Source organism: Piscinibacterium candidicorallinum, from assembly GCF_047549485.1.
Taxonomy (GTDB): domain Bacteria; phylum Pseudomonadota; class Gammaproteobacteria; order Burkholderiales; family Burkholderiaceae_C; genus Piscinibacterium; species Piscinibacterium candidicorallinum.
The window spans coordinates 3,607,623-3,619,944 of the sequence record NZ_CP180191.1 but is presented as its reverse complement, the minus strand read 5'-3'; the positions used below and the strand labels follow the sequence as shown (position 1 = coordinate 3,619,944).

At 66.6% G+C, this 12,322-nt stretch carries 10 protein-coding genes; 2 read left to right on the top strand and 8 right to left on the bottom strand.

The window, feature by feature from the left end; translation table 11 throughout:
* Positions 1-258: 258 nt before the first annotated feature.
* From gspF to ACMDW7_RS16335, 8 genes are all read right to left on the bottom strand, one after another.
* Complete coding sequence (gene gspF / locus ACMDW7_RS16370; RefSeq protein ID WP_377304361.1) at positions 259-1,479, bottom strand: type II secretion system inner membrane protein GspF; 1,221 nt, start codon at positions 1,477-1,479, stop codon at positions 259-261.
* Between the two features lie 179 nt (positions 1,480-1,658).
* Entirely contained in the window at positions 1,659-3,086 is a 1,428-nt protein-coding gene (gene gspE, locus ACMDW7_RS16365) for a type II secretion system ATPase GspE (RefSeq protein ID WP_377304359.1), read from the bottom strand.
* A gap of 11 nt (positions 3,087-3,097) precedes the next feature.
* Positions 3,098-5,281, bottom strand: a complete 2,184-nt coding sequence (gene gspD, locus ACMDW7_RS16360) for a type II secretion system secretin GspD (protein ID WP_377304357.1) — start codon at positions 5,279-5,281, stop codon at positions 3,098-3,100.
* A 35-nt stretch (positions 5,282-5,316) separates the two neighbouring features.
* On the bottom strand, positions 5,317-6,096 hold the full coding sequence (gspN, locus tag ACMDW7_RS16355; protein WP_377304356.1) for a type II secretion system protein N: 780 nt from the start codon (positions 6,094-6,096) through the stop codon (positions 5,317-5,319).
* Positions 6,093-6,566 (bottom strand): type II secretion system protein GspM, encoded by a 474-nt coding sequence (gspM, locus tag ACMDW7_RS16350; protein ID WP_377304354.1) that lies wholly within the window; start codon positions 6,564-6,566, stop codon positions 6,093-6,095. Before gspM ends, gspN begins: the two co-directional genes overlap by 4 nt.
* Positions 6,563-7,651 (bottom strand): type II secretion system protein GspL, encoded by a 1,089-nt coding sequence (gspL, locus tag ACMDW7_RS16345; protein WP_377304352.1) that lies wholly within the window; start codon positions 7,649-7,651, stop codon positions 6,563-6,565. The genes gspM and gspL overlap by 4 nt, the downstream gene beginning before the upstream one ends.
* Before the next feature lie 82 nt (positions 7,652-7,733).
* On the bottom strand, positions 7,734-8,729 hold the full coding sequence (gene gspK / locus ACMDW7_RS16340; protein WP_377304350.1) for a type II secretion system minor pseudopilin GspK: 996 nt from the start codon (positions 8,727-8,729) through the stop codon (positions 7,734-7,736).
* Positions 8,726-9,931, bottom strand: coding sequence for an MFS transporter (locus tag ACMDW7_RS16335; protein ID WP_377304348.1), 1,206 nt, complete (start codon positions 9,929-9,931; stop codon positions 8,726-8,728). The genes gspK and ACMDW7_RS16335 overlap by 4 nt, the downstream gene beginning before the upstream one ends.
* 96 nt (positions 9,932-10,027) lie before the next feature.
* Between ACMDW7_RS16335 and ACMDW7_RS16330 the strand changes: the two genes are divergently transcribed.
* Complete coding sequence (locus tag ACMDW7_RS16330; protein ID WP_377304346.1) at positions 10,028-10,975, top strand: GGDEF domain-containing protein; 948 nt, start codon at positions 10,028-10,030, stop codon at positions 10,973-10,975.
* Complete coding sequence (rsmB, locus tag ACMDW7_RS16325) at positions 10,975-12,276, top strand: 16S rRNA (cytosine(967)-C(5))-methyltransferase RsmB (protein WP_377304344.1); 1,302 nt, start codon at positions 10,975-10,977, stop codon at positions 12,274-12,276. The genes ACMDW7_RS16330 and rsmB overlap by 1 nt, the downstream gene beginning before the upstream one ends.
* Positions 12,277-12,322 lie beyond the last annotated feature (46 nt).

Below are 12,322 nucleotides of genomic sequence, written 5' to 3'. Positions count from 1 at the left end.
GTCGGCACTGATGCCTGCGGCTACTTCACGAGCGAGTTGATCTCGATGATCGGCACTTGGCACGGGGTTTCGCAAAGCACTGCTTTGCGCCAGGCCGAGGCCGGCGCGCCTGCCAGCGCGTCGGCATTGATGCCTGCGGCTACTTCACGAGCGAGTTGATCTCGATGATCGGCACTTGGCCTGGGGTTTCGCAAAGCACGGCTTTGCGCCGGGCCGAGGCCGGCGCGCCTGCCAGCGCGTCGGCATTGATGCCTGCGGCTACTTCACGAGCGAGTTGATCTCGATGATCGGCATCAATACGGCGAGGACGATCAACAGCACCAGCCCACCCATGCCCACCACCAGCGCGGGTTCCATCAGGGCCGTGAGGGTCAGGGTGCGGCGTTCCAGATCGCGGGCCTGGATGTCGGCGGCGCGCTGCAGCATGACCGGCAGCTCGCCGGTGCGCTCGCCGCTGGCGATCAGGTGGATCAGCACCGGCGGGAACTTGCCGGCAGCGCCCTGTTCACTTTGCGCTGCGAGTGCCTTGGCGAGACCTGCGCCTTCGCGCACGCGCCCGATCGCCTCGGCCACGCGGGCGTTCAGGGCCACGTTGTTGATGGTGCGCTGCGCGGCTTCGAGCGCACGCAACAGCGGCACGCCGCCCGACACCAGGATGGCCAGGGTGCTCGCAAAGCGCTCGGTCTCGAGTGCGCGGATGATCGGGCCAACGATCGGCAGGGTCAGCAGGCGCGCATGCCACTGCGCCTTGACGAGCGGCTGCTGTAGCACGCGTGCAAGCACAAAGCCGCCGGCGGCCAGCACGATGGCCAGGAGCCAGCCCCACTGGCGCAGAAAGCCCGAGACCCAGACCATCACGCGCGTCAGCAGGGGCAGCTCCTGCTTGGTGCTCTGGAACACGCCCACCACCTGCGGCACCACGTAGGTCATCAGTGCGATCACGATGATCAGCGCGATCACCGTGACAATCGCCGGGTAGGTCATGGCGCCCACCACCTTGGCGCGCAGGGCGCCGCGGGTTTCGAGATAGTCCGCCAGCTTTTCCAGCACGCGGCCGAGGTTGCCGGAGTCTTCGCCGGCGGCGATCAGCGCGCGATAGACCGTGTCGAACTCGCGCGGAAAGTCCGCCATGCCGGCGGCGAGGCTCGCACCCGCCATCACGCGCGAACGCACGGCGGCCCAGACCTCGCGCGCCTCGCGTCGCTCGGTCTGTTCGATCAGGGCCGCCAGGCTCGCTTCCATGGGCAGGCGCGCGCCGATCAGGTTGGCCAGCTGGCGCGTGGCCAGGGCCAGGTCATTGGCGCTGAGCTTGCGGCGAAAGCCGGCAGCGGCGGACTTCTGTTCGACCAGCTCGATGGACACCGGCGTGTCGCCGCGCTCGCGAAGCAACTGGCGGGCGTGGCGCTCGCTGTCGGCCTCGATCACGCCGCGCGTCAGGCTGCCGGCGAGGGTGGCGGCTTCGTAGCGAAACGCTGCCATCAAGCCACCTTCTCGATCAGGTTTGACCGAAATTGAGAGTTTCTCAATGCCTCAAGAGCAGAAAATCGCCCGAGATCCGCACTCCAAAAGCGGAAAGTCAATTCTGGCCAAATTGGCAAATCTGTGGCCGAAAAAGATGTATTGATGCTTGACAGTCGCAGTGTCGCCACGGCCTTCTCTCAAGCGTCCCGCGTCACGCGGATGATTTCCTCGGGCGAGGTGGTGCCGTTGCCGATGTAGCGCTCGCCGTCCATGCGCATGGTGCGCATTCCCTTGGCCATGGCGGCGTCGCGGATCGCGGACTCGCCGGCGTTTTCGTGGATCAGCTTCTGGATGTTCTCGTCCACCACCAGCAGTTCGTACACGCCGCTGCGGCCGGTGTAGCCGCTGTTGCCGCATTCGGTGCAGCCCACGGCTCGGAACACGGTGCGGCCGTCCACCACCTCCAGCTTGCGGCAGTGCGGGCAGAGCTTGCGCACCAGACGCTGGCCCAGCACACCGAGCAGGCTCGATGACAGCAGGAAGGGCTCGATGCCCATGTCGGCCAGGCGGGTCACGGCGCTCGGCGCGTCGTTGGTATGCAGGGTGGCCAGCACGAGGTGGCCGGTGAGCGAGGCCTGCACGGCGATCTGCGCGGTTTCGAGGTCCCGGATTTCACCGATCATGATCACGTCCGGGTCCTGCCGGAGGATGGCGCGCAGTGCGGTCGCAAAGGTTAGGTCGATCTTGGCGTTGACTTGCGTCTGGCCCACGCCGCGCAGCTCATATTCGATCGGGTCTTCCACCGTCATGATGTTGGTGGTGGTGGCGTCCATGCGCTTCATGCCGGCATAGAGCGTGGTGGTCTTGCCCGAGCCGGTGGGGCCGGTCACGAGCACGATGCCGTGCGGCTGGCGGATCAGGTTGTCGAACTGCGCCAGCGTGTCGGCCGCCATGCCCAGGGCATTGAGGTCGAGCTTGTCGTTGCTCTTGTCCAGCAGACGCAGCACCGCGCGCTCGCCAAAGCCGGTGGGCAGAGTAGAGACGCGCACGTCGATCGGCCGACCCGCCACGCGCAGGGTGATGCGGCCGTCCTGCGGCAGGCGCTTCTCGGCAATATCCAGCTGCGCCATGATCTTGATGCGCGAGATCAGTGCCGCATGAAGTGCGCGCTTGGGCCGGGCAATGTCGCGCAGGGTGCCGTCGATGCGCAGGCGCACCACCGAGCTGTCCTCGAAGGCCTCGATGTGCACGTCGCTCGCGCCTTCGCGCACGGCCTGCGTGAGCAGGGCATTGATCAGGCGGATGATCGGCGCGTCGTCCGCGCTCTCCAGCAGGTCTTCCACTGCCGGGGTGTCTTCCATCAGACGGGCGATGTCCACGTCATCGGCGACCTGATCGACCACGCTCTGCGCGCTGCCTTCACTGGCTGAATAGGCCTTGGAAATCGCCTCGCGCAGGGTGTCTTCATCTTCCATGCGCAGCTTGACCATGCCCAACACCCGGCGGATCTCGGAGATGCCGGTGAGCGTGGAGGAGCGCGAGGCGCGCACCTCGATGCTGTCACCCACACGCGTCACCAGCAGCTGGTGGGCGCGCGCAAAGGGGTAGGGGATCAGCGGCGTCATGGCAGTTGCGTTTACTGCTTGGCCGGCTCGGCGGCCGGCGTAGCGGGCGCGGGTGTCGGCGCCGGAATGACCGTGGGCGGAATGCGCACCGGCGGCAGATCGGGCATGCGGGGCTGGCCGATCTCGGGCAGCAGGATGTTGGTGTTCGGATTGGCCTCGCGCTGCAGGGCGCGGATCTCCTCGTACCGATCGCCGACCACGGACCGGGCAGCGTTGGCGTCACGGATCACGGTGGGGCGGATGAAGATCAGCAGGTTGGTCTTGTTGCGCGAGCGGCGGTCGTAGCGGAACAGGCTGCCGATGACCGGGATGTCGCCCAGCAGCGGCACCTTGTCCACGCCGCCGTCCGCGGTGTCGCGGATCAGGCCACCGAGGATCAGGATGTCGCGGTCATCCACAAGCACATTGGTTTCCACGGCGCGCTTGCTGGTGGTGGGGCCCGCGGGGCCGGTGGTGCGAACGGCACTGTCTTCCTGGAAGATGGCCATGCGGACGACGCCGCCCTCGCTGATCTGCGGCTTCACGCGCAGCGTCAGGCCGACGTCGCGCCGCTCAATCGTCTGGAAGGGGTTCACCGCCGCACCGCCACCGCCGCCGGTGTTGGTGAATGATCCGGTCACGAAGGGCACGTTCTCGCCAATGACGATGCGCGCTTCCTCGTTGTCCAGGGTCATCACCTGGGGGCGCGAGAGCACGTTGCCGCCCGCGTCGCTTTGCAGCACACGGGCGATGGCGCCCAGTGTCAGCTCGCCATTGATGTTGCGGAAGATGCCCAGGTTGAAGCCCGTGTTCAGGGCTGCGCCAGCGGCTTCAGCGCCCCCGGCGATCAAGCTCGCCAGCCCGGCCCCGCCCCGACCGGAGGATGAGATCACGCCCGCTCGATAGCGGCTGCCATCGCTGCCTGTCAGCCCGGCCCACTGAATACCCAGCTCGGAAATCTTCTCCTCGCTGACTTCAACGATCAGGCCTTCGATCAGCACCTGCGCGCGGCGCTGGTCCAGCCGTTCGATCACGGCGCGGATATCGCGGTACACCGGCGTCGGGGCCCGCACGATCAGCGAGTTGGTCGCCGGGTCTGCCGTGATCGACACGCCGCCGGCCACCTGCACGGTCACGATGCCGCCGCCGCTGTTCTGGCCGAAGTTGGCGCTGGGCTGCGTGGCGCCGCCCGCGGCCGCACCGCCGCCCCCGAGCGGGTTGTTCTGCTGCTGCGGCATGGGCTGGGGCTGGCTGAAGCCGGAACCGCCCCCGCCGCTGGCACCGCCGCTCGGCCCGCCGAGGATCGCGGAAAGCGTCTGCGCCAGGCGCGTCGCTTCTGCGTTCTTCAGGCTGACGAAGTGCAGGTTGCCCGCGCCGGTGCCCGGGGTATCGAGCCGCGCGATCAGCAGCTTGATCTGATTCAGCCGTTGCTGCGAGGGCGCACGCACGATCAGGCCGTTGGTCCGCGGATCGGCCAGCACCGTCACGCGCTGCGCCGGGTCCTGCACGTTGTCAGTCAGACGCTGAATGGTGTTGGCCAGGTCCACCGCCGAGGCATTGGTGACCGGAATGATCTCGGCGTCCACCTGGGGCGCCGCGTCGAGCGTGGCAATGATCTGCGCCAGCCGGGCGACGTTCTCGGCGTAGTCAGTGATCACCAGGCTGTTGTTGCCGGGGAAGGCGTTGATGGTGTTGTTGGGCGAGATCAGCGGCCGCAGGACAGGCAGCATGTTCTGCGCGCTCTCGTTCTGCAGGCGGAAGGTCTGGGTGATGAGCACATCGCCACGCTGGCGCACCGTCGTGCCCTGGCCCACCGTGCCACCGAGCAGCTTGGCGTCGGCTTCGGGCACCACGCGCACCACATTGCCCACCTCCACTGCAGCAAAGCCCAGCATGCGCAGGGAGGCGTACAAGGCCTTGAGCACCTCGGCACGTTCCAGGGGCTTTTCACTCACGAGATTGAGCGTGCCCTTGACGCGCGGATCGAGCAGAAACTGCTTGCCGGTGTAGGCGCCGATCGTGCGCACCGTGGCTTCGAGGTCGGCGTTGGCAAAGGAGAGTGTGACGCGGTCGCCGCGCAGCGCTTCCTGGGCAAGCACCTGGGCCGGCAGACTGGCGGCGCCGACTGCGATGCACATCGCGACGGCCAGCGCCAAACCGGTGGGAGCGCGCAGCGGCGCGGTACCGGAGCTGCGTTTGAGTTGAGGAAACTTCATGTTTCGCGTCCTGTTCGTGCGTCGCGCAGGCAGGCTCAGGAGCCCAGGCTCAGCACGTACTCGTTGTTCTGGCGGCGGCCCAGCAGGTTGAGCACTGCCGCCAGCCGTTCACGTTCACTCTCGCTGGCCGTGGACACCAGTCGGAATTGCGGCCGCGCTCCGGCGGCAAACTGTCCCTGGCCGTTGATCTGCAGGCGGCCGTTGCGGGTATTCAGTTGAAGTTGCGCCGACTGGGCCGAGCCTTGGCCGGTCAACCGAACTTCGAGCGCATAGTCGCCCAGAGGTTCAGCGCCGGACAGGCGTGTAGTTGCTCCGGTCCAGAGCGCCTGGATCTGGCCATTGACCGTCATCGCGCGGCCCTCGCGTACACCCCGCAATTCGTCCCAGCGAACGTCCAGCCAGCCACCAGGTTGCATGGAATTCAGCGGCGCACCGGCAGCCACCAGTTCGCGCGCATCCATTGCCGTGGCACCAGGTGCGAGTGTGAAGCCGTTCATGCTCGCCGCCAAGGGGCTCCAGGGCCGGTCGCCAAAGCGCACGCGGCCCTGCACGCGGGCGGTCAGCAGTGGCGCGGCACCAATATCCCAGCTCAGGCGCTCGGGCAGCACCAGCGGCGCCTGCCCCACACCGGCAGCCGGCGCGATCTCGATCCAGCCGCTGCCCGACCAGATCGTGCCGTTCACGCCCACCAGAGATACCGCGCCTCGCGAGGCGTCCTTCACAAAGGGGGTCACCCAGCGCGCGGGCAGCCAGACGAGCAGCGCCAGCAGCGCCGCAAGCAGCGCGCAGAGCAGAGCGGAGGCGCGCTGGCTCATTGCGCCAACACCACCCGGCCGCTGACCACCCCTGCAGCCTGCCGGTTGAGCTCAGCCTGACGCACCGTCAGTCCATGGTTGCGCCGCGCCTGAGCGATGAACTGGGTCAAGCCGTTGAAGCTGATCTTGTCGAATTCGACCGTGAAGGGGCCGGTACCGCTTGCGGCCACCTTGACCCCCAGGCCCTCGGCCAGCTGGCGCAAGCCATCGGCGTTGGCCACGCTCACCTGCCCCCGCCCTGCAGAGGCTGCGGCCAGGCGCTCCACTTCGGCTTTTTGCTGGTGCAGGCGCGGCAGATCGCGCTGGATGCGCTGGATGTCGCGCAGCATCGGCACCACCCACAGGCCGACGATGAGCGCCAGCACCACAAACACCGCACCGCCACTGACCAGCGTTCGCTCCCGCCCGGTCATCGCGGCCCAGCGTTGCGACAAGCCACCAAAGCGCTGCATGGCGAGGGTACTGCTCATCGTGCGCCCCCTGCTGTGACCAGCGCGGTCGTCTCGCCCGTCCACTGCGCGTTCAGGCCCACGCCCTTCAAGCTGCTCTCGATCTGGGTCTTGGCCGAGGCGTCCAGCCCTTTCGCGGCGAAGCGCAGGGTCAGCCGCTCATTGCCATAGTCGGCGCCCTGCAGCAGATCGCGCGGCCAGCTGGCCGCGGCGCGGTCGCTGGCCTCCAGCAAGCGTTCGAACGTGGACGCACCCGATCCGCCAGTCAGCGCAGCGCGCAGCTGTTCCACCGGGCTGCCGGTCATCGGCGTCCCGGGCAACGCCTTCACGAACTGGGCGCGCATGCTGTCTTGCAGCCGCGTGGCTTCACCGTTCAAGGCTTGCCACCACAGCGACAGCCCGGCAAGCGCAGCCAGCGCGCAGGCGGCGGCCAGATAGCTTGGCGCGCGCCAGGCCTTCCAAAGCTGCTTGCCCGCCTGTCCGTTGGAAAACAGGATGCTGGGTACCTGCAGCGGCGGCAGGCTGCCACCCGTGGTCCAGCCGTCCAGTGGCGCCAGGCCATAGGCGGTGCCAGTCGCCGTAGCGCCCAATGCCAGAACGGTCGCCGCATCCTCGGGGGGCAGGCTCAGCGTGGCTTCGGTAGAGAACAGGAAGATCTCGCCATCCACACCCCAGAGAGCCGGCATTTGTGTGGGTGGGAGTGCTGCGGCCAGCGGGCCGATGGGCGCCTGTGCTGCGCCGAGCTGCCCGAGCAGCGTGCGCAGACTCGTGATCAGGGCTCGGTCGACCAGTGCGATGCGCAGTAGATCGCCGATGCGCTCGCCCAGCGCAACCTGCAGGCTGCCGCTCTCGCCCAGCAGTTGTTCGTCCAGGGCCAGCGCCGCTGCGCGCAGGCTCCGTTCGCGGTTCATGGGCGGCACCTTGACCTGCGCGAGCCGCGCATCCGCCGGGTGCAACAGCACGACCGGCCGGCGCGACTCATTCAGCGCCGCGGCCAAGGTCATCCGCTGTGTCTGGCCAGCAGCAAGCCGCCACACACCGGTGTCGCTTGCGAACCCGCCAGAGGCGAGTGTGGCCGCCGACGGCAGCAGGATCAGGTCGGACATGCGCCCGATTCTATGCCCGGCTTATTGCTAGCTGAGCATCACTCTTCACACTTTGCCTCAGATTTGTGTGTGTTTGCTACAGCTAGAGTTCGCGCGCCCACACCACTTTGGCCAGACGCGAGCCATCTGGTTGTCTTTCAATCAACGCCTGGCGGGTCATGTCGACGCGGCCCAGCTCGATGCGGCCCGTGGCGATGAAGTACTGGCTGCGGACATCAATCACCTGCTGCAGTTCGCCGATCGGGATATTCGACAGGCTTGAAAAGTTGACGACGAAATTGGACATATCAGTAAAGCGACTGATGCGCTCACGCCGGGCGACGACGGCCTCAGCGATCTTGGCTAGCTCCTCACTGGCTGACGCGATAGCGGGAGCAGAGGCCGTGTTGACGTTGATCCGAGTTCTTTCTTTGCCCCGCAGCCCACCGGGCCGCGGCACGACGACCACGTAGGGCTCCAGTCCGATCAAGTCGGCCTCGCTCAGTTCGTTCTTGCCCACGAGATCCATCACGTTCTTGATGCGCGGAGGGGGCGGGGCCATTTCAGGCCGACCCGGCTGGCGGCCCTCTGGCTGGCGGCTCTGGCCTTGCTGTGGCTCCGGCGGCGGCAGAGGGGTCACGAGAAGCATCGCCTCGGCAATCTGTTCAGCCTTGCTGGCGTCCAGACGCGCCGTGCGCATAAGGCGCTGCAGACCTTCGATTGCTTCGGCGTCTGGCGCACCGCCCTTGACCAGGTCGGCGAGATTGAAGCGCCCTTGCGCGTCCTCAATGCGCCCTGAGACAAAGGCTTCGAGCTTGCCGCTGGCATCCGTGATGCGCGTGCGCGCCAGGGGCGTGGCCCAGACTTCCTGCAGGCTGTCGGTGTTGGGGTTGGAGTCCTCACGCAGCAACATCAGCGCCCAATCGGTGGCCGCCACAACCAGCCAGCGCGCCTGAACTGCTGCCCGCTGTGTTTCGACAGCCTGAGCTTGGGCAGCCTGCGCCGCAAACCACTGAATGGTCAACACCGTGATGAGTGCGGCCACCAAGAGCGCGGAGACGATCGCCACGCCGCGCTGTGCTGAGCGGCGAATGCTCATGCCGGCGAGGGCTGCGCGAGGCGCGCGACGGGCTGCTCGCGAATCGGCAGATTCGCCAGGCCCGCGAACACGCCCAGTGCAATGGTGATGATCCATACGATGTCGTAGCTGCCGGTGCGGTCGAACAGCAGCCCACCGAGCCAGACGCCCAGGAAGCTGCCCACCTGGTGCGAGAAGAACACGAACCCGCCCAGCATGCCCAGATACTGTACGCCGAAGATCGTGGCGATCACACCGTTGGTCACCGGCACGGTGCTCAGCCATAGCAGCCCCATTGCAGCCGCAAACAGATAGACGCTCCAGGGTGTGAGCGGTGCTAGCAGGAACAGGATGATCACTGCCGCCCGGGCGAAGTAAATGAAAGAAAGGATGTACTTCTTTGGCATCCGAGCGCCCAGCAGTCCGGCGGTATAGGTACCGAAGATGTTGAAGAGGCCCACCAGCGCAAGTGCAGCCACCGCAACGTCAGGCGACATGCCCTTGTCCTTCAGGTAGGCCGGTAAGTGCACGCCGATGAACACCACCTGGAAGCCGCAGACGAAGTAACCCGCCATCAACCACTGAAAGCTTCGATTGCCGAATGCCTCACGAATGGCCTGCATGATCGACTGACCGGCGGCACCCACGGCCAGCGCCTTCGGTTCGCGAAGCCCCGCACCGAGCGGCGCCATGAGAAACGCCACCGCCGCGAGGATCAAGAGCGCATGCTGCCAGCCGAAATTGGCAATCAGCGTCTGTTCCACCGGAATCATGATGAACTGGCCGAAGCTGCCCGCAGCCGCAGCGATACCCAAGGCCTGCGAACGCTTTTCAGGCGCGGCGGTGCGGCCAATCACGCCATAAACGATCGAATAGGTTGTGCCTGAGAGTGCGCAGCCGATCATCAGCCCTGCGCCCAGAGAAAAGCCCCAGCCGGTCCCGGCCAGCGCCATGACGATCAGCCCTCCGGCGTACAGCACTACGCCCACCAGCAATACGCGTACTGCGCCATGGCGGTCCGCCAGCATGCCGGCAAAAGGCTGGGTGGCGCCCCAGAGCAGGTTCTGCAGCGCCAGCGCGAATGCAAAGGTCTCCCGTGTCCAGCCATGTGCCCCGGTCATCGGCAACTGAAATAGGCCGAAACCGTGGCGAATCCCCATTGCGAGCGTGAGCAGCAAGCCGCCGCATACCAGAACCGTGGGAAGTGACAATCGTTGTTGCATGGCAAACTCCTGACGCCTGATTGTGCGTTGAGTTCGCAACAATGCGTCGTGTCCGGCAACCGGCCGGCAGACCTGCCAGTACAGCGCACCTACCCAATGCCCAGCTCCGAAACACTGTTTGCCTTTGGCTCCGAGACGCTTGGCGTCGCCGGAATAGGCGCCGCAGTGGCCGTGGCGGTGATCGCATCGACGCAGGCTGCCATCAAGAAAACACGCCAGACGCTGATGCACTCCGGTGCGCCATGGATGCAGGCCGCCGGTCTGACTTTCGGGGTGCAGCTGGGCAATTGGCCGACATGGCTTGGCATTGCGTGCTTGCTCGTGAGTGCCGGCCTGCATGTGTTCCTGGTCCGCGGCGCGCCCGCCGGGCCGCAGCTGCGCTGGCTGAACGGCACCGCGGCCGCGTGCTGCGCAGCGGCTTCCGCATCGCTGCTCGTCCCCGGGCTGAGCCTGCTCTTCGTCGCCTTGGTGGTGGTCGCCAGCTTGCTGTGTGGCATTGCGTTGCTCTGGGCCTCCCACCACGCAGACACACTGGATGTCGCGCGGATTGACCCGCTGACACTTGTGGCGAACCGACGCCTGCTTGACGAGTTGGCTGAGCGTGCTCTGGCGGCGGCACGGCGCACGCAGTCTCCCCTGACGCTTTTGCTGCTCGACTTTGACGACTTCCGGCGCGTGAATGAAACCGCCGGGCATGACGCCGCTGACGCCATGCTGGCGATCTCCGCGCGCCGCATGTGCGACGCCCTGCGTGGTCATGACGTTGTCGGCCGGATCGATGGTGACCGCTTCGCCCTCTTGCTCACGCACGGTGGGGGCCTTGAACAGACCGATCAGGTCATCGAGCGGATCCGAAAGGCGGTTGAACTGCCGGTCATGCATGAGGGCACGGCGATGTTTCCGCGCGTGAGCATCGGCTCGGCCCAATATCCAGCTGACGGTGAACACCTCCCGGATCTGATACTCGGCGCCGATGGACGCCTGGGCAAGGACAAATCCCGCCGGCGGGCCATGCCTGATCCCATGCATGCGGTTGTCGGTTGATGAGTGACCGGCCAGCCGAGCGCGCGTCATCCGCGCGCGATGAGCCGCTGTGGCGCAGCCTGATTCACGCCGCGGCTTGCGTGCAGGGCGTGCGTGCCGGCCGGACCCTGGACGACGGCCTTGCGAAGGCCCGGGTACAGGCGGGCAACCCCGGCGCGGTTCATGATCTCGCGGCCCATGCGCTGCGCCATCTGGCATTGGGTGAGCACCTGCTCGCGCAAGGCGCGGCGCGCTTACCTGCCGAGCCACTCAACAGCCTGCTGGCCCTGGTGTTGACGCTCCTGGCAGCGGCGCCGGAAAAGTATTCGGAGCATGCCTTGGTGAGTCAGGCGGTGGAAGCGGTCGCAGCCCTGCCCGGCGGCATACGCCTCAAGGGATTTGCAAACGCGGTGCTGCGCGGATTTCTGCGCGAGCGGACGAATGCAATTTCGCGCGCGATGCGCGATCCGGTCTGCGAGTTGGGTCATCCGCGCTGGTGGCTTGATCGCACGATTGCGCAGCACCCACAACAGTGGCGCCAGGTCATCGAGGCCAACAACCAGCCCGGCCCTATGACCCTGCGGGTGAACCTGAGGCTGACAAGCCGTGACGCGCTGGCCGAGCGCTGGGCCAGCGCCGGTCTCGAGAGCCGACCGATTGGCGCGTCCGGCCTGATCCTCGCGCGCGCTCGCCCCGTCTCTGGCGTGCCCGGGTTTGACGAGGGCCTGTGCTCGGTGCAGGACGAAGCGGCCCAGCGCGCGGCCTACCTGCTCGACGCGCAGCCGGGCATGCGCGTACTGGATGCCTGTGCAGCGCCCGGCGGCAAGACCGGCCACATCCTTGAGCGGGCAGACTGCGATCTGATCGTGCTCGACAGTGACCCCGGTCGACTTGCGCTGGTCCGCCAGAATCTGGTTCGCCTCGGTCTCAGCGCCGAACTGAAGACCGCGGATGCCGCAAAACTGGCGCAGTGGTGGGATGGGCGCCCATTCCAGCGGATTCTGCTGGATGCGCCGTGCTCAGCCAGCGGCATCGTGCGGCGACAGCCGGATATCCGCTGGTTACGGCGGCCAGCGGACATCGCGCGGCTGGCGGGCGAGCAGCGCAACTTGCTCAATCAACTCTGGGCCACGCTCGCACCGGGCGGCCGGCTTGTGTACGCGACTTGTTCGGTCTGGAAAGAGGAGGGGCGAGAGCAAATCGACGCTTTCCTGCAACGAACACCGGGCGCCAGCCTGATTGGCGAGCCGCTGCAGTTGCTACCTTTATCAGGCGACGCGGACAATCATGATGGGTTTTTCTACGCCATCCTCCAGAAGTAGTTGCCTTGAGCGCAATAGACGCGTCTCCCCTGACGCGGCAACCTCC